At 65.7% G+C, this 14,909-nt stretch carries 16 protein-coding genes and 1 pseudogene; 10 read left to right on the forward strand and 7 right to left on the reverse strand.

Annotated elements, in window-relative coordinates; genetic code table 11:
• Positions 1-212, reverse strand: a pseudogene (locus A5906_RS44950) (hypothetical protein); the annotation flags it as partial.
• Here A5906_RS44950 and A5906_RS24410 point away from each other — a divergent pair.
• The 6 genes from A5906_RS24410 (at position 187) to A5906_RS24435 (ending at position 5,390) form a co-directional block, all read left to right on the forward strand.
• A complete protein-coding gene (locus A5906_RS24410; RefSeq protein ID WP_080137825.1) occupies positions 187-849 on the forward strand; it encodes a TetR/AcrR family transcriptional regulator in 663 nt (220 codons plus the stop codon). The pseudogene A5906_RS44950 and the gene A5906_RS24410 sit on opposite strands and share 26 nt — an antisense overlap.
• A gap of 66 nt (positions 850-915) precedes the next feature.
• A complete protein-coding gene (locus A5906_RS24415; protein WP_080137826.1) occupies positions 916-1,686 on the forward strand; it encodes an ABC transporter permease in 771 nt (256 codons plus the stop codon).
• Positions 1,687-1,712: 26 nt separating this feature from the next.
• Positions 1,713-2,750 carry an NAD-dependent epimerase/dehydratase family protein gene (locus tag A5906_RS24420; RefSeq protein WP_080137827.1) on the forward strand — a complete coding sequence of 346 codons (1,038 nt, stop codon included), beginning with the start codon at positions 1,713-1,715 and terminating at the stop codon, positions 2,748-2,750.
• Positions 2,737-3,558 carry a GNAT family N-acetyltransferase gene (locus A5906_RS24425; protein ID WP_080137828.1) on the forward strand — a complete coding sequence of 274 codons (822 nt, stop codon included), beginning with the start codon at positions 2,737-2,739 and terminating at the stop codon, positions 3,556-3,558. The genes A5906_RS24420 and A5906_RS24425 overlap by 14 nt, the downstream gene beginning before the upstream one ends.
• Positions 3,559-3,564: 6 nt before the next feature.
• Positions 3,565-4,620, forward strand: a complete 1,056-nt coding sequence (locus A5906_RS24430) for a dihydrodipicolinate synthase family protein (RefSeq protein WP_080137829.1) — start codon at positions 3,565-3,567, stop codon at positions 4,618-4,620.
• Positions 4,608-5,390 carry an ABC transporter ATP-binding protein gene (locus A5906_RS24435; RefSeq protein WP_080137830.1) on the forward strand — a complete coding sequence of 261 codons (783 nt, stop codon included), beginning with the start codon at positions 4,608-4,610 and terminating at the stop codon, positions 5,388-5,390. Before A5906_RS24430 ends, A5906_RS24435 begins: the two co-directional genes overlap by 13 nt.
• A 143-nt stretch (positions 5,391-5,533) precedes the next feature.
• Here A5906_RS24435 and A5906_RS24440 read toward each other — a convergent pair whose 3' ends face one another.
• The 3 genes from A5906_RS24440 to A5906_RS24450 all read right to left on the reverse strand — a co-directional run bounded on the left by A5906_RS24440 (position 5,534) and on the right by A5906_RS24450 (position 8,020).
• Entirely contained in the window at positions 5,534-6,625 is a 1,092-nt protein-coding gene (locus A5906_RS24440; RefSeq protein ID WP_080137831.1) for a TRAP transporter substrate-binding protein, read from the reverse strand.
• 120 nt (positions 6,626-6,745) lie between these two features.
• Positions 6,746-7,003: a hypothetical protein gene (locus A5906_RS24445; RefSeq protein WP_080137832.1), complete on the reverse strand. Its 258-nt coding sequence runs from the start codon at positions 7,001-7,003 to the stop codon at positions 6,746-6,748.
• Between the two features lie 66 nt (positions 7,004-7,069).
• Positions 7,070-8,020, reverse strand: coding sequence for a DUF2778 domain-containing protein (locus A5906_RS24450; protein ID WP_080138250.1), 951 nt, complete (start codon positions 8,018-8,020; stop codon positions 7,070-7,072).
• Positions 8,021-8,221: 201 nt separating this feature from the next.
• Between A5906_RS24450 and A5906_RS24455 the strand changes: the two genes are divergently transcribed.
• Positions 8,222-8,662, forward strand: coding sequence for a DUF1810 domain-containing protein (locus A5906_RS24455; protein WP_080137833.1), 441 nt, complete (start codon positions 8,222-8,224; stop codon positions 8,660-8,662).
• Between the two features lie 135 nt (positions 8,663-8,797).
• On the forward strand, positions 8,798-10,879 hold the full coding sequence (locus A5906_RS24460; RefSeq protein ID WP_080137834.1) for a methyl-accepting chemotaxis protein: 2,082 nt from the start codon (positions 8,798-8,800) through the stop codon (positions 10,877-10,879).
• Here A5906_RS24460 and A5906_RS24465 read toward each other — a convergent pair.
• Both A5906_RS24465 and A5906_RS24475 read right to left on the reverse strand, forming a co-directional pair.
• Positions 10,876-11,466, reverse strand: coding sequence for an NADPH-dependent FMN reductase (locus A5906_RS24465; RefSeq protein ID WP_080137835.1), 591 nt, complete (start codon positions 11,464-11,466; stop codon positions 10,876-10,878). The genes A5906_RS24460 and A5906_RS24465 overlap by 4 nt on opposite strands.
• 515 nt (positions 11,467-11,981) lie before the next feature.
• A complete protein-coding gene (locus A5906_RS24475; RefSeq protein ID WP_080137837.1) occupies positions 11,982-12,659 on the reverse strand; it encodes a nitroreductase in 678 nt (225 codons plus the stop codon).
• 126 nt (positions 12,660-12,785) lie between these two features.
• Between A5906_RS24475 and A5906_RS24480 the strand changes: the two genes are divergently transcribed.
• Positions 12,786-13,748: an alpha/beta hydrolase gene (locus tag A5906_RS24480; RefSeq protein ID WP_080137838.1), complete on the forward strand. Its 963-nt coding sequence runs from the start codon at positions 12,786-12,788 to the stop codon at positions 13,746-13,748.
• A 45-nt stretch (positions 13,749-13,793) separates the two neighbouring features.
• Here the strand turns inward: A5906_RS24480 and A5906_RS24485 are convergent, their stop codons facing one another.
• Positions 13,794-14,165 (reverse strand): nuclear transport factor 2 family protein, encoded by a 372-nt coding sequence (locus A5906_RS24485; protein ID WP_080137839.1) that lies wholly within the window; start codon positions 14,163-14,165, stop codon positions 13,794-13,796.
• 110 nt (positions 14,166-14,275) lie between these two features.
• Here A5906_RS24485 and A5906_RS24490 point away from each other — a divergent pair, with 110 nt between their 5' ends.
• Positions 14,276-14,848 (forward strand): TetR/AcrR family transcriptional regulator, encoded by a 573-nt coding sequence (locus A5906_RS24490; RefSeq protein ID WP_080137840.1) that lies wholly within the window; start codon positions 14,276-14,278, stop codon positions 14,846-14,848.
• The last annotated feature ends 61 nt before the right edge of the window (positions 14,849-14,909 follow it).

The following is a 14,909-nucleotide window of genomic DNA, read 5'->3' on the forward strand; positions in this document are numbered from 1 at the left end:
ATCAAATTGACCGCCTCGCCCGCACTCGCCGGGTCCGCCGGCAAGCCGAGCATCAGCGCCACAAAAGCCGCCTGGAAACGCTTCATCGCATCCTCCTCATTGCCAGCGACCCGGCTTGTCGCTCTCCCCTTGTGAGGATACCAATGCAACAAGCCCGCCTCCCGCTTGTCAACTGTTTGGTTGGAAATGCCCGCAAAACGATCTGGCGACACCGTGCCGCAGCGGCGCGACCCCGTCGCCACCCGCAAGAAGCTGCTCACCGCGGCACGCCTGGAATTCGCACGGCATGGCCTGGCCGGCGCCCGCGTCGACGAGATCGCCGAGCGCGCCGGCGTCAACAAGCAGCTCGTCTATCACTATTTCGGCGACAAGGACGCGCTGTACCTTGCCGTGCTCGAATGGGTCTATGAGGACATCCGCGAAGAGGAGCGCAAACTCAATCTCGAGGGACTGCCGCCGGACAAGGCGATCCGCCGGCTGATCGAGGCCTCGTTCGACCATCTGGCGGCAAACCCTGATTTCATCGTGCTTCTGAACGACGAGAACCGCGGCGGTGCCCGCCACGTCCGCGGTTCCACCCGGCTGGAGGCAATGCATTCGCCGCTGGTCAAAAGCGTCTCCCACATCCTCCATGAAGGCGTGCGCAGCGGACTGTTCCGCAAAGGGATCGATCCCGTCCAGCTCTACATCTCCATCGCAGGCCTCAGCTATTTCTTCTTCTCCAACACGCCGACGCTGTCGGCCATCTTCGGCAAGGACCTGTCGAGCCGCGCCCAGCGCAGCGCCCGGCGCCGGCATGTGGTCGATCTGGTGCTGCAGTCACTCCGGCCTAATCAACCAACTGGTTGAAACTTGCTCGGGAGCCGGTTAGGCTGACCTCGCGGCGAAGAGGCCGCGAACAACAGGGAGCAGACCGTGGCAGCCGAAGGGGCACGCACGACGCGCAGCTTTGCGATCGTCCTGATCGTGCATCTGGCCGTGCTCGTGCTCTGGCAGGTCGCGGTCGATGCCTTCCACGTGCCGAAATTCATCCTGCCCTCCCCGCTCGCGACGCTGCAGACGCTGGGAACCGCCGGCTATGCCTGGGGCGCCAATACGCTGGTCACCGCGGTCGAGATCCTCGGCGGCTTTGCGCTCGGCGCGGTCGTCGGCGTCGCGCTGGCAGTGATCTTCAGCTGGGCGCCGCTGGTCAGCCTCGTGCTGCTGCCGCTGTTCGTGACACTGAACATGATCCCGAAGGTCGCGCTCGGCCCGCTTCTGATCGTCTGGTTTTCCTACGGCATCGTGCCGAACATCCTGATCGCCTTCAGCATCTGCTTCTTTCCGATCCTGCTCACCACCGCGCGCGGCCTGCGCGAGGTCGAGCCCGATCTGCTCGATCTCGTCAAATCGCTGCGCGGCTCGCGCTGGACGCTGTTCCGCAAGATCCAGCTGCCGGGATCATTGCCTTACGTGTTCTCCGGCATGAAGGTCGGCGCCATCCTTGCCGTCGCCGGCGCCATCGTCGGCGAGTTCATCGCCTCCGAGCGCGGGCTCGGCTACCTCATGATCCAGGTGCAATCCTCGCTCGACACGCCCGCGATGGTGATGGCCGTGGTGGTGCTGACGCTGCTCGGCGTCGCCCTCTACGGCCTCGTGCTCGCCCTCGAACGTATGTTCGTCGTGGGCGACGCAAGACAGACCTAAGAACGGCAAACCCGAAGGACCAGCCCATGCTGCTCACCCGCAAGACCCTGCCGAAGACCATTCCCGATATCGCAGCCCTCGACGATCTCCTGTGCCGGCCGACGCAGGCGCTGATCGACGACCTCAACAAGGTCGAGGGCGACATCATGATCCTCGGCGTGGCCGGCAAGATGGGCCCGACGCTGGCTGGGCTGGCCAAAGCCGCAGTGCCCGCTCGCCGCGTCATCGGCGTCGCACGCTTCAGCGACGCGAGCGTGAGGGACTGGCTGCACGCCCGCGGCGTCGAGACCATCAGTTGCGACCTGCTGGACGAGGCCGCGATCAACGCGCTGCCGAAGGCGCCGAACGTCATCTTCATGGCCGGCAGAAAATTCGGCGCCGAGGGCGATCTGTCGCTGACCTGGGCGATGAACGCGCATGTGCCGGCGCTGGTCGCGCAAACCTTCTCCTCGTCGCGGATCGTGGCGTTCTCGACCGGCTGTGTCTATCCCTTCGTGCCCGTCAACGGTAACGGCTCGACCGAGGAGATGGCGCCGAACCCGCCCGGCGAATACGCCCAGTCCTGCGTCGGCCGCGAGCGCATGTTCGAATATTTCTCGCACAAATATTCGACTCCGGGCCGGCTGTTTCGGCTCAATTACGCGATCGACATGCGCTACGGCGTGCTGCACGACATCGCCACGAAAGTCCTCAACGGTTCGCCGATCGACGTCAGCATCGGTCATGTCAATTTCATCTGGCAGGGCGATGCCTCAGCGCAGGCGCTGCGATGCCTGGTGCATTGCACGGCACCGACCTCACCGATCAATGTCAGCGGCCACGAGATCCTCGCTGTGCGAGATCTCGCGCAAAACTTCGGCGCACGCTTTGGCCGCGCGCCGGTCCTGGTTGGCAAGGAGGAGCCGACGGCGTGGCTCACCGACACGTCCAAGGCCGTCGAGCTGTTCGGCCTGCCGGTGGTCGACACCGAGCAGCTGATCGCATGGACGGCCGATTGGGTATCCCGCGCCATGCCGAGCCTCGGCAAGCCCACCAAATACGAGGTGCGCGATGGCCGCTACTGACGGTCCGCCCATCCTCAAGCTCGGCGCCGACGACGCGATCCCCGGGCTCGCGTTGTCGACGGAGGCGCACTGGAACCAGACCGAGGAGGACTGGCGCATCTTCCTGCGCGAGGGCGTCGTGTTCGGCATCCGCGACGGCGTGCGGCTGGTCGCAACTGCAGCGCTGCTGCCCTATTCCGGCAACAACGCCTGGATCAGCATGGTGCTGGTGTCAGGTACTCACCGCCGCCGAGGCCTTGCCACGCGCCTCGTCGAGGCCTGTCTGGAAACCGCGCGCAAGAACGACCTGACGAGCTGGCTCGACGCCACGCCTGATGGTGCCGCCGTCTACGGACCGCTCGGGTTTATGCCGACGCTGCAATTGCGCCGCCTGAAGCTGGTGAAGCCCTCGCGTGCCGAAGCGCCGCCATCGTCGTCCGCGAGCATCGACGCGCTTCGTGCGCGGGATCGGCGCGCCACCGGCTTCGATCGCACCGCCCTCCTCTCCGCCTTCGCACAGCGCTCCGGTTCGCGCATCGTCGCCGCCAACGGCGCCATCGCGCTGGTGCGCGACGGCCGGACCGCCCGCCATATCGGCCCCCTGCTCGCCGATCATGCCGCCGCTGCGCTGGCCCTGGTTCAGATGATCCTACGCTCCGAGACCGGCCCTCTCCTGATCGACGCCGTCGCGTCGCAAGGCCCGTTCCTGGAGGGATTGACCGCCTCCGGCTGGACCATCGAGCGACCCTTCCAGCGCATGCGGTTCGGCCCCGCCCGTACGGCGGGGGAGGAACTGCCCTTCGCCGTCGCCGGCCCCGAATTCGGATAGGACATCATGCACCACAGCCAGATCAACGCCGACATCCGCAAGCTGATTGCCGACGGCACCGTGCTGCCGGCCCATCCCCTCGCCCTCACTGCCGAGCGTCAGCTCGACAAACAGCATCAGCGCGCGCTGACGCGCTATTACATCGACGCCGGCTCAGGAGGCCTTGCCGTCGGCGTGCACACCACGCAATTCGCGATCCGCGACGTCGGCCTCTACCGTCCTGTGCTGGAGCTTGCCGCTGAGACCGCCGCGAGCTGGACCGGGCGCCCACTTGCCATGGTTGCGGGCCTCGCCGGCCCGACCCGGCAGGCAATGACCGAAGCCCGCACCGCGCGCGACATCGGTTATCACGCCGGCCTGCTGAGCCTTGCCGCGATGAAGAGCGCTTCCGAGGACGAGATCATCGCGCATTGCACGGCGGTCGCCGCCGAGATTCCGCTGGTCGGCTTCTACCTTCAGCCCGCCGTCGGCGGCGTCATCCTGTCGAGCCGGTTCTGGCAGCGCTTTGCCGCGATCGACAACGTGATCGCGATCAAGATCGCGCCGTTCAACCGCTACAGAACTCTCGATGTCTTGCGCGGCGTCGCAGCCGCCGGCGCGCTCGACCGCGTCGCGCTCTACACCGGCAATGACGACCACATCCTGCTCGACCTCATGCTGCCGTTCGACCTGCGCGACAAGGGCGTCACCACGCGCACCTATTTCAAAGGCGGCCTGCTCGGCCACTGGTCGGTCTGGACCGCAAGCGCCATCAAGCAATTCGAGCGCTGCAAGGCGGCGCGGCACAGGGACAGTGTACCCGCGGATCTGCTCGCGCTCGATGCCCGCGTCACCGACTGCAACAGCGCCTTCTTCGACGTCGCCAACAATTTCCACGGTTGCATCGCCGGCTGCCACGAGGTGCTGCGACGTCAGGGCCTGATGCAGGGGCTGTGGTGCCTCGATCCGAACGAGGGCCTCAGCCCCGGCCAGCAGGAGGAGATCGACCGCGTCTGCCGCGAGCATGCCGACCTCAGCGACGATGCCTTCGTCGCCGCCAATCTGGACAAATGGCTGGCATGAGCTCAGACCCGTTCATCAGCCTGCGGGGCGTGCGAAAAGTCTATCGCAGCGGCGGCGCGGAGTTTCTCGCCGTGTCCGACGTCACCATGGACGTGCAGGAAGGTGAGCTGGTCTCGCTGGTCGGCCCCTCCGGCTGCGGTAAGACCACGGTGATGAAGATCCTGGCCGGCCTTCATGGCTCTGATGGCGGCACGGTGAGGATCGGAAACGCCAACAGCCCGTTCGACCCGAGCCGTGACATCGGCATGGTATTCCAGCAGGCGCTGCTCTTGAAGTGGCGTACCATCCTGGACAACGTGCTGTTGCCGGCCGAGATCGTCGGTCTGCCCATGAAGGCCGCGCGCGAGCGGGCATGCGATCTGCTCAATCTCGTTGGCCTTGCCGGCTACGAGCAGAAATATCCGCGAGAGCTCTCCGGCGGCATGCAGCAGCGCACCGCCATTGCGCGCGCCTTCATCCACGATCCAAAATTGATCCTGATGGACGAGCCGTTCGGCGCACTGGATGCGCTGACGCGCGAGCAGATGAACCTGGAGATGCTGCGGATCTGGCGCGAGAGCGGCAAGACCATCATCTTCGTCACGCATTCGATCCAGGAAGCGGTGTTCCTGTCCTCGCACTGCGCCGTGCTGACCGCGGGCCCGGCCAAGATGGCCGATTACTTCCCAATCGAGCTGCCCTTCCCGCGCGACTTGCCGCTGAAGACGACGGATGCGTTCGGCGCCTATGCAAGGCGGATCTATGCGAAGCTGGGGCTCGGCGCGGCGTAAGACGCCACACGAGAGGTCCTGTAGGGCGGGCAAAGCGCAAGCGTGCCCACCATTGCCAGTGAGAGTACGTGGGCACGGGGCAAACGCCCTTTCCCCACGCTACGAGAGCCGGGCGCGGCGTGAACACCGCGCCCTCTCCTCGCTCAGCTCTTGTTGCGCATCTTGCTGAGCAGGTAGTTGTCGTAGAAGTTTTCCGCGATCTGCGTATAGAACAAGAGCTCTTTCATATACGCGTCGTGGCTGTCCTTGGTGCGCTTGAACAGGTCGCTCTTGGCGGCGAGCTCGTTCAGATGGTCCTGGGTCGCGTTGTAGCAGGCCTCCAGCACCAGCTGCGGGAAGGCCTTCAGCTCGGCGCCGTTGGCGATCAGGCGCTTCAGTGCCGCCGGATTCACGCTGTCGTACTTTTCCAGCATCCAGGCGCCGGCCGCGGAGCCCGCCTGGTTGAGGATGGCCTGGTACTGCTTGGGCAACGACGCCCACTTCTCGTCATTGACGATCATGTGCAGCATGGCGCCGCCCTCCCACCAGCCGGGGAAGTAGTAGTATTTTGCGACCTTCTGGAAGCCGAGCTTCTCGTCGTCATAGGGACCGACGAATTCGGCGGCGTCGATCGAGCCCTTCTCCAGCGCCGAGTAGACGTCACCGCCCGCGAGCTGCTGCGGGACGACGCCGAGCCGCGCCAGCACATGGCCGCCCATGCCGGCGATGCGGAATTTGAGACCCTTGAGATCGTCGACGGTCTTGATCTCCTTGCGGAACCAGCCGCCCATCTGGGTGCCGGAATTGCCGCACAGGATGGCGTGCGCCTTGAACGGCTTCAGCGCCTCGTTGGCGAGGTCGGCACCGCCGCCGAAATGCCACCAGGATTCCTGATGGCGATGGTTCATGCCGAACGGCGCGCCGGTGGCGTAGGCCAGCGCCGGCTCCTTGCCGATGTAGAAATAGAGCGGCGTCTGCGCCATCTCGACGGAGGCGACGCTGACGGCATCGAGCGCCTGCAGACCGGGAACGAGCTCGCCCGCCGCGAACGTCTGGATCTGGAATTTGTTGTCGGTGGCCTCGGCAACATATTTCGCGAAGGTCTGCGCCGTGCCGTAGATGGTGTCGAGCGACTTCGGGAAGCTCGAGGTCAGGCGCCATTTGATTTCGGGCGCACTCTGCGCGATCGCAGGCGCGGCAACCAGCGTCGTCGCGCCGGCGAGCGCGCCGCCCTTGAGGAACGTACGGCGTTTCATGGTGGGGGTTCTCCCTTAAGTAAGCTTCAAATGAACTGGCTTGTGGTCACGGACTTCACGCACCGTTTGCCTGTTCGCATGGCGGAGTTCAAGCTGTGAAAGGACGGTCCCGCGGCACCTTCAAAGCAGCTTCGCGCTCACGAACAGCGCGCGCACGGCGTTGGTCGCCTGCACCGCCAGCATGGCATTGCCGGCCGCCCCTTCCAGCGCCTGAACGGCGTCCTCATGCAGCGAGCGGAATTCCATCCACTCGACCGATTTGAAATTGGTCAGGAATTGATAGGCCTGCCCGACGGTCGCAATCGCCAGCGTGTCACCGTTCAGCTTGATCTTGAACGTCGTGCGCAGCGGGGTTTCGGAGCTTGCTGGATCACTCATGGGCTGCTTCTGAACGATGACGGCTTAACGAAGGGGAAACGGCAGCCCCGCCGCACCTGGCAAATATCAGGAGGCGGTGCTGGCGCGCTGCGAGGCGGTCGCCGATCCGCCCAGGCTGGGCACCACGACCAGGCGGTTGAACTCGCCATTGTCCCAGGCCTTCAGGAAGCGATCATAGTCCTTGATCGAGACGCAGCCGTTGGAATCGCCGCGCGGACCGAGCATGTAGTTGTGGGTGAGCAGGCCGACGCGGCCGAGCGCGCTGGTCCCGTCAGTCGGGGTCATGCGCAGCGCGCGGACGCCGTGGAACAGCTTTTCGCGCGGCTTCAGATCGTAGGTCGCTGGCGGGGTCGCACCGACCATGCGCTGGTCGACATGCTGGGGGTCGTCCATCAGCGCGCCCATGCCCGAATGCGCTTCCAGCGCGACGCCGCTCGGCAGGTAGAGCGCCTTGGCCGAGATGTCGTAGACCGCCGTCCGCGAATCATAGCCGAGCGCGGCGAGGTCCGGCGCCTTGCCGAGCAGGCCGTCGCCGGGGGTCAGGGAGGCCAGCCTGATCTTGTCGGTGAATTTCTCGAAGAAGTTGCGGTTGTCGACCCTGGGATTGGTGTCGGCATAGGCCTGGCTCGAGGCGATCTGCGCGGAGAAGTCAGCCTGGACCGGACGTGAGCGCGGCATCGGGACAGCGTCGGCACGCTGCGCGGGCCTCGTCTCCTCGGCCGCATGCCGGTCGTCTTCGGTCAGGGTCGAGCGCCACTCGTCGCCCTGAAGTTTCTGGGCGAGCATCGCCTTGGCGTCTCGGAGCCTGAGCTGGACCGCGTCCATGGCGGAGCGCTCCAGCGTCCGCAGGCCGAGCTGGCGGCCCGGCGGGTTGCCAGACGCCGACGCGAAGCGATCCTCAAACGAAGGGGTATTAGCCGGTGGCAGGGCCGCGGTAACCAGCGGAGTCGAATCGCCGAGATCGACGACCCAGGCGGCAGCGCCCAGCGCCAGCGCGATGGCCGCCAGAGACAGCAGTATCGTCTCCGCTCGCCCAATACGGCGGCGCGACAACAGCCTTTCGGCGCGTGCGCGGTCGGAAACCATCAGATCCCCAAATCGACCCCCGGGGGGCCCAACCCCCACCCGGAGACTCTATACCAGCTACCACATTGGGAGCCAAAAGTTAGGCATAATCGCGGCCGGCAAGGCCCCCCTGAGGGCATCTGAGGGTATCCAATGACCGATCCTTTCGACCTGGAGCGGTTCGTCCAGGCCCAAAACCCGGTTTTTCGCGACGTCGAAGGGGAGTTGGCCCGGGGCCGGAAGCAGAGCCACTGGATGTGGTTCGTTTTCCCGCAAGTTGCCGGCCTCGGCTTCAGCGCCATGTCGCAGCGCTATGCCATCGGCTCGCGCGCGGAGGCCGTAGCCTACCTCGCCCACCCCGTGCTCGGCCCGCGTTTGATCGCGTGCACGCGGCTCGTGCTCGCCGTCGAAGGGCGCACCATCAACGCGATCCTCGGCGCGCCCGACGACACCAAGTTCCGCTCATCAATGACGCTGTTCGGCGCCGTGTCCGACGAGCCCGTTTTCGATCAGGCGCTCGCCCGTTATTTCGCGGGCGAGCGCGACGGCAGAACGCTGGAGATTCTCGCAAAACTGGATCGGCCGGCGCGCTAGCGCGACCTCAACATCCGGACGAATGGACGCATGCAGGCGGAGCATGGCGGCCGTCAGCGTAAACCGCGGATTAACGCCGGCTGCCTATCGTGCGGGCAAAATAATTCTCCTCCCGCGCCAATTGCCGGACTGCCCATGAAAATCGGTACGCTCCTGACCACCGCCATCGTCTCACTGTCGACCGTGGGCGGCGGCCTCGCCGTCTACGTCGCCGTAACGAAGTACCACACCATGGAGCGCATCACCGAGGCGCAAGGGCGGCTCGCGATCGTCCGCGCCGTCAGCGACATCCCGCGCTATCTCAATCCCGAACGCGGCTTTTCCACCAACATCCTCTACGGGCCCGCGACCATCGACCCCGCGCTGCTCGTCGAGCAGGACAAGCTGCGCAAGCAGACCGACGGCGCCCGCGACAAGATGAGCGCGCTGCGCAAGGAGCTGCCCGGCCCGTTCGATGACGGCACCGCCATCGGCAGCAACATCGACGCCATCAATGCGAAGTTCACCGGCTTGCGCGATGCCATCGACAAGGCGCTGACGGGGCCGGCCGAAGCGCGCAAGGATGCCGCCAAGAAGATCGTCGCCGACAATGCCGTGCTCAACGGCAGCGTGACTGCGCTGCTCAACGAACAGGTCCGCCGCATGGCCATCCTGAACGGTGATGCCTACCGGCAGGCCAGCTACGCCAACATCGCGATGACGCTGCGCGATGTCGGCGGCTTCAATTCCAGCCTGCACAAGAACCTCGTCGGCGGCAAGAAGCCGGCGACCGACGCCGAAAAGGCGGACATCAGCCGCTCGCAGGGCCGCAACGACCAGATCGTGATGTCGCTGCAGGAACTGCGCGGCAATCCGGCAACCCCGGCGAACGTCGCCGCCGCGCTGGAGAAGTTCAATGCGATCTATGTCGAGGAGTTCGGCCGCGAGCTGAAGCTCGTGAAGGACGGTGCGGTCACCGGCAAGTACGAACACGACATGGACACCTATTTCGCTTCGACGCAGCGCGGCCTCGGGACCATCATCGAGGTCCGCGACGCCTTCTACGACAATGCCGAGCAGGTCCTCGCCGGCGCTTCGTCGGCCGCACGAACCAGCTTCACCATCGCCCTCTTTGGCCTGGCCGCCGTACTGGTCGCCAGCATCGGCCTCGTCGTGACCGTCCGCCGCCGCGTCTGCGCCCCGATCGTCGGCCTCACGACGCGGATGTCGCGCCTCGCCGACGGCGAGGTCGCGGAAGACATTCCCGGCACCGAGCGTTCCGACGAGATCGGCGCGATGGCCGCGGCCGTCCAGGTGTTCAAGGACAACATGATCCGGGCCGACCGGCTCGCGGCCGAGAAGCAGGCCGAGAACGACGGCAAGATGCGTCGCGCCCAAGCGCTCGACGAGCTCACCCGCGCCTTCGAGGCCAAGGTCACCGAGCTCGTCGGCGGCCTGTCGAAGGCCTCCTCCACGATGGAGAGCACGGCTCAGTCGATGACCTCGACGGCAGCCCAGACCAACAGCCAGGCCGCGGTCGTCGCCGCCGCCTCCGAGCAAACCTCGACCAACGTGCAGACGGTTGCGAGCGCGACCGAAGAGCTCACCTCCTCGATCGCGGAGATCGGCCGTCAGGTCGCGCAAAGCACCGAGATCGCGGCCCGCGCGGTCGACAATGCCCGCCGCACCGGCGACACCGCCCGCGCGCTCGCCGAGGGCGCCCAGAAGATCGGCGACGTCGTCACGCTGATCCAGAGCATCGCCGAGCAGACCAATCTCCTCGCGCTCAACGCCACGATCGAAGCCGCGCGCGCCGGCGACGCCGGCCGCGGCTTTGCGGTCGTCGCCTCCGAAGTGAAATCGCTCGCCGGCCAGACCGCCAAGGCCACGACCGAGATATCCGAGCAGATCACCGCGATCCAAAGCGCGAGCGACGAGACCGTGGCCGCGATCCGCAACGTCGCCGACGTCATCGCCGAGATCGACCAGATCGGCACCGCGATTGCCGCCGCGATCGAAGAGCAAGGCTCGGCCACCAAGGAGATCGCCCGCAGCGTCCAGGAGGCCGCCCGCGGTACCCAGGAGGTCAACACCAACATATCGGGCGTGCAGCGCGCCGCCGACGACACCGGAGCTGCCGCCAGGGAAGTGCTCGGCGCCGCCGAACAACTGTCGACACAGTCGCGCGATCTAGCCGGTCAGTTCGACCGCTTCCTCGGCGAAGTCAGGGCCGCCTAGTAAGGCGGCGCCTTGCGCGCCCGCTGCGCCTTGGCCGCCTCGATCCACCACAGCAGATCATCGGCAAAACGGGGGAATGCACGTTCCAGCGCCTTGCCACCCTCGCCGATCGGCTCGGCGTCCGCCGACAAGGTCTGCGCGATCGGACCGACGCCGATGGTGCTCGACACCACCACCATGCCCATCTCCGACAGCGTGCCGTGCCAGGCGGTCGCAGCGCGCGCTCCCGAGAAACGGCCGGCGGAATAGCTGACGATCGCGGCCGGGCGCCAGAACCACTCTTCGAGGAAGTGGTCGGTGAGATTCTTCAGGCCGGGCTGAATACCCCAATTGTATTCACCAGTGACGAAGACAAAGCCGTCGGCGCCGCGGATCTGGCCGGCCAGCTTCTCCAGCGCCTCGGGGGCCGCGCCCTTGGGATATTCCTTGTACATGCGATCGAGCATCGGCAGGCCGATGGCCTTGGCGTCGATGAACTCGACCTCCTCGCCGCGGCTGCGCAAGCCATTGATGACGAAATTCGCCAGGCGGATGCCCATGCGGTCGGAACGGTAGGAACCGTAGAGAACGAGAATGCGATTGCTCATGCCCGCAAGCTAGCACGAAAGCAGGCAGCGCGCCCGACCGATTTGTCGCGAACGCCCGATGACGCTGCGGGAGCTCTCCGGAGTTCCGATCGGATTGTCCAGCAAGTCGCGTTGAACGACGACCACCCACGCGGTGTCATGCCCTCCGGGGCCAAGATGGCGTGACCACCCCGGTGCTAGTGGGGGGCCCGGTATTTGGCGCGGCGGGGAATTGAGTTGCAGGCCAGACCTTCGGCCAGCAACTTCATGTCCTCGCGTTTGCCGCTCCGGATCAGCCGCCCGAACTCGTCGGATGTGAAAGGAAGACTGGGATCATCATCGATTGGACGCCGCACTCGCGGGCCGAACAACCGCCGCACCAGGCTAGCCAGCCGCCGCATATCAATTCCCTCGCGCCAGCAACAAACCTTTCAGTCGGCACATTGTTCCTCCCGCGTGATCGAGATTGCAAGAGGCGGCAAGGACTCCGCACCAAAAATTTCGATGAGAAATAATCTCCTCCACGCGTGCCGGCATCAGTCGGCAAAGCCCACGTAACGCACGAACTCATCGTTGTGTTCGCGGTCTGAGCGAACCGCATTCGCGGCGAAGCCGTCGTCGGGATAGCCCATCGCGACGCAGGTCATGATGACCTCGTCCTCCGGGATATCAGCGACCTCGCGCACGATGTCGGAGCGCATGATGCCCTGCCCGTTGATGACGGAGCCGAGGCCGCGATCCCACGCCGCGAGCACGATGCCGTAGCAGAGCGCGCCGAGATCGAAATGGCAGACCGCACCGGGATCGAGCACGCGGTCATAGGTCAGCACCAGCGAGACCGGCGCGTCGAACTGGCGGAAGCCACGCAGCACCCAATCCTGCCGCATCGGCTTGTCGTCGCGCGCAATGCCCATTGCGCCGAACAGCTTCTTGGCGATGTCGACCTGCCGCGTGCGATGCACCCCCTGGTATTCGCCGTGGCTGATGATGTCGCGCTTGACCTTGGCGCCGCCGACCATCTCCTCCATGTTGCGCCGGCGCACCTCTTCCAGCGGATGCCCCGTGAGTACGTGAACGTGCCAGGGCTGGGTGTTCATCGACGACGGCGCACGCTTGGCACTCTCGATGATCGCCTCGATCACCGGGCGCGGCACCGGCTGCTGCTTGAAACCGCGCACGCTGCGGCGCGACTGGACCAGCGTCTCGAACTCCACCTCTTTGGCCTCCCTGCCCGTTCACCCCGCAGCATTGCAATTGTAACGCGTAAGCTGTTGCCGATGCGGTTGGCCAAATCTATGCTAACCCGCAAGCAAGACCAAGAACCAAGCGAGGACTCCAGCATGCCCGCACCGCTCGATCCCGTCATCGCCCAGATCATTCCGCTGCTGCCGCTGCGCGATCCCACCACGATGACGCCACAGAGCGCGCGCGATTCCTTGCGCGCACTGGCTGAATCGCGGGCGGCCGTGCCGCCGCCGCCCGTCGACATCGTCGCGGACATCAAGGTGAAAGGCGGCGCCGGCCCGCTCGATGCACGAGTCTATCGGATCGGCACCAATTCCGCGCCGACCGTGGTGTTCTTTCATGGCGGCGGCTGGGTTGCCGGCGACATCGAAACCCATGACCGGCAGGCGCGCAACCTTGCGATCGAGACCGGCGCGGTCGTCGTCTCCGTCGACTATCGCCGGCCGCCGGAGACTCCGTTTCCCGGCGCCTTCGAGGATGCCTTTGCCGCCGTGCGCGACGTGTTTGACCGCGTCGCGGAATTTGGCGGCGACGCAAAACGCTTCGGCGTGGCCGGCGACAGCGCCGGCGGCAATCTCGCAGCCGCCACCGCGATCGCCTGCCGCGATGCCGGCATCAGGCTCGCCGCGCAATTGCTGGTCTATCCGGTGACCGACGTGGTCGGCAGTTACGCCGATGCGCACGACAACGCGCGCTTTCCCTCGCGCACCGAGAACGCCGAAGGCTACTTCCTCACGCGCGCCACGATGGAATGGTTCTGCGGCCACTATCTCGCCGATCCCGCTCACGCGAGCAACTGGCGCGTCTCGCCGCTGCGCGCGCCATCGCTCGAAGGCCTCGCGCCCGCGGTCGTCACCACCGCCTGGTTCGATCCCCTGCGCGACGAAGGCGCCGCCTATGCGCGGGCGCTGGAGGCCGCCGGCGTGCGCGTCAAGCACCATGAAGGCCCCGGCCTGATCCACGGCTATTTCGGGCTCGGCGACGCCTCCGAGGTCGCACGCGCCGAGGCGCGGCGCGCGCGGGCCGACTTCAAGGCACTGCTTGCGCGCGGCGCCTGAGACCATTTCGAACCAGTATCTGTCCTCAACCCGCCCGGCGCGCGATCAGGAAGCGGCTGTTGGGATTTCGAAGAAACCGGTCGCCTGAACCAGGCGGCCATCTTCGCCAAATCGGCCGAAGCTCTCGCCTTTGACGAAGACGCGGCCGGCGCCGTCGTACATCGTCCAGCGGAACAGTCCCTGCTCGTGGTGCTCGAGGAAGCTGTCGTTCCTGAAATGGGCCCCCGGAAATTTCAGCTGCGTTTGCCCGATGCGGGCCATCAACGCCTCCCGTCCTGCAACCTGCGAGCCGGGATCGGTGTACACACAATCCACCGCAACGCTCTGTTCGAGCAGCCGGCGCCGCTCGCTCTCATCGATGGGCCCCCATGCCGCCTGATAGGTGTTCCAAGTCTTCAGTCGCGCATCGTTGTTCATATCGCAGAATTCTCCAGAGCGTTGTGGCCAGCCTCTGACAAGTTGACAATTTCCGATTTTTTGTCAAGGTGCACCGAGTGAGCGACGGTGACGATCATGGCTGACCTCCTATGACCAAAGAACAGCTTGCCGTCGCCGCCGCGACCGAGGTGTTCTCGCGCTACGGCTATGCCCGCACCACGATGGGCGACATCGCCAGTGCGGCCGGGATGTCCCGGCCGGCGCTCTACCTGCTCTTTTCCGACAAGGATGCCGTGTTCGCGGCGGTGATCAGGGCAATGGACGAACAGAAGCACCGCGAGATCCAGGCCGCGATCGCCCGCCTCGACGGCCTTCACGCCAAGCTGCTCCACGCCTGCAAATCCTGGGGATCCCATGGCTTCGACCTGGTCGAGGCGCATCCGGATTCAGCCGATCTCTTCGACCTCCGCTTCCCTGCGGTCCGCCAGGTCTACGCCAATTTCCAGTCCCTGGTTGCCGACCTCATCCGCGATCAGGCGCCGTCTGCCAGGAGAACGGACGAACGAACGAACCAGCGAGCGGACCAGCCGGACGTGCTGGCGCGATGCCTCGTGTTCGGCATGCGGGGATTGCGCGAAACCGCCCGGAGCGGCAAGGAGATGCGGCAGCTGATTGCCGTTCAGGTTGCTATGCTCGTCAGAAGCATCGGCGGCAAGGTCTGAGCATGGGAGGAGCCTAGCAGGTTCGCACCGCGTGGTCAGCGCGCAGTGCAGCAAGCACACG

This window comes from Bradyrhizobium sacchari (genome assembly GCF_002068095.1).
Taxonomy (GTDB): Bacteria; Pseudomonadota; Alphaproteobacteria; order Rhizobiales; family Xanthobacteraceae; genus Bradyrhizobium; species Bradyrhizobium sacchari.

Coding starts and splice junctions, on each gene's coding strand:
- A5906_RS24435 (WP_080137830.1), top strand. CDS start 4,608: ATGGCTGGCATGAGCTCAGACCCGTTCATCAGCCTGCGGGGCGTGCGA.
- A5906_RS24420 (WP_080137827.1), top strand. CDS start 1,713: ATGCTGCTCACCCGCAAGACCCTGCCGAAGACCATTCCCGATATCGCA.
- A5906_RS24430 (WP_080137829.1), top strand. CDS start 3,565: ATGCACCACAGCCAGATCAACGCCGACATCCGCAAGCTGATTGCCGAC.
- A5906_RS24480 (WP_080137838.1), top strand. CDS start 12,786: ATGCCCGCACCGCTCGATCCCGTCATCGCCCAGATCATTCCGCTGCTG.
- A5906_RS24460 (WP_080137834.1), top strand. CDS start 8,798: ATGAAAATCGGTACGCTCCTGACCACCGCCATCGTCTCACTGTCGACC.
- A5906_RS24485 (WP_080137839.1), bottom strand. CDS start 14,165: ATGAACAACGATGCGCGACTGAAGACTTGGAACACCTATCAGGCGGCA.
- A5906_RS24455 (WP_080137833.1), top strand. CDS start 8,222: ATGACCGATCCTTTCGACCTGGAGCGGTTCGTCCAGGCCCAAAACCCG.
- A5906_RS24410 (WP_080137825.1), top strand. CDS start 187: ATGCCCGCAAAACGATCTGGCGACACCGTGCCGCAGCGGCGCGACCCC.
- A5906_RS24440 (WP_080137831.1), bottom strand. CDS start 6,625: ATGAAACGCCGTACGTTCCTCAAGGGCGGCGCGCTCGCCGGCGCGACG.
- A5906_RS24445 (WP_080137832.1), bottom strand. CDS start 7,003: ATGAGTGATCCAGCAAGCTCCGAAACCCCGCTGCGCACGACGTTCAAG.
- A5906_RS24490 (WP_080137840.1), top strand. CDS start 14,276: ATGACCAAAGAACAGCTTGCCGTCGCCGCCGCGACCGAGGTGTTCTCG.
- A5906_RS24465 (WP_080137835.1), bottom strand. CDS start 11,466: ATGAGCAATCGCATTCTCGTTCTCTACGGTTCCTACCGTTCCGACCGC.
- A5906_RS24425 (WP_080137828.1), top strand. CDS start 2,737: ATGGCCGCTACTGACGGTCCGCCCATCCTCAAGCTCGGCGCCGACGAC.